The organism is Bartonella sp. MR168JLCBS, from assembly GCF_042194175.1.
The window spans coordinates 1-1,151 of record NZ_JBHIMP010000132.1 but is presented as its reverse complement, the minus strand read 5'-3'; the positions used below and the strand labels follow the sequence as shown (position 1 = coordinate 1,151).

1 protein-coding gene and 1 pseudogene are annotated in these 1,151 nt (G+C 38.6%); both read right to left on the bottom strand.

What is annotated here, in order from left to right; genetic code table 11:
* Positions 1-856: YbhN family protein (locus ACFIK8_RS09775; protein ID WP_375669311.1), on the bottom strand; the 856-nt coding region annotated here is incomplete at its 3' end.
* 28 nt (positions 857-884) lie between these two features.
* Positions 885-1,151, bottom strand: a pseudogene (locus ACFIK8_RS09770) (sodium:proton antiporter); the annotation flags it as partial.

Here is a 1,151-nt window from a genome sequence, read left to right as displayed (position 1 = left end):
GCATTCTAAACACAATAAGTGCTGCAACAACATCGGTTGGATTTATACTGGACATGCCTGTTATGAATACAGCTTCAAGAACTCCAACTCCTCCAGCTGGTGCGTTGGAGAGAAGGGTGAGAGTGAAAGATGCCAGGAAAACACCAAGCACAGAAATAAAGTGAACGTCTGTGTTATGCGGGAGCACAGCGTATATAATTCCTGCTGCTCCTAAAAGCTCTAAGGGGCCGATGAGAAGCTGTTGAATGACAATTTTCAACCGGGGATAGGAAAGTTGAATTTTTTTTCCCAAGCGTAAGGGTTTTAACTGAAGCCAGCTGCCAAAAATGTAAAGTGCTGTACAGCTGAGTAAAATTGCACCAATTATTGTTCCAAGCCATTCAGGAAGCTCGTCATGAATGAGAGTGATGATTTCGGGTTGTAAAATCAAAACGATCCCAAAGAGTAAGATTGTGCCTATTACAAAAGTAAAAGAGCAAAAACCGACTAATATCGCGATTTCTGTTCCACTTAATCCTTTCATTTTATAAGCGCGATAGCGTACGACTGCACCAGAAAAAATGGAAGCACCAATATTGTGGGAAAGTGCATAGGTAGTAAACGAACATAGAGCAATAAAAAACCAAGAGATCTTATGACCTAGATGCTGCAAGGCAATTCGGTCATATCCAGCAAGAGCAGCATAAGCTAAAAGAGAGCACAAACAGGCTAATAGCCAATGTTGTGCATTTAAATTGCTTAGGCGCTCCAGTACATCACCGAAAGAAATGGCAGAGAGCTTTATATAAAGAATGCGGATAGATACTAGCATTGCTAAGATACCGATAAATGGCCATATCAATTGCTTCATTTTCATGCTGTTGTATCCGTTTTTTTGTTTTCATTTATGTTTTCTGTAAATTTAATTCATAATTGTGCATATTTTTTACAGATTTCTGTCCAGTTATATACTCGATAATACCATTTGCGATTTCTTCATCATCAGTTACTACAATATCTGCACCTAAATCAATGAGATAAGCCGTTTCTACATCGGATAATGCATGCGTGATTATCTGGATATCCTTCTTCATATTCCGTATATTCACTATACATTCTCCTACTTCAATAGTGCTCCGCATTGTAATAACAACTTTGTAGGCATTGCTAAT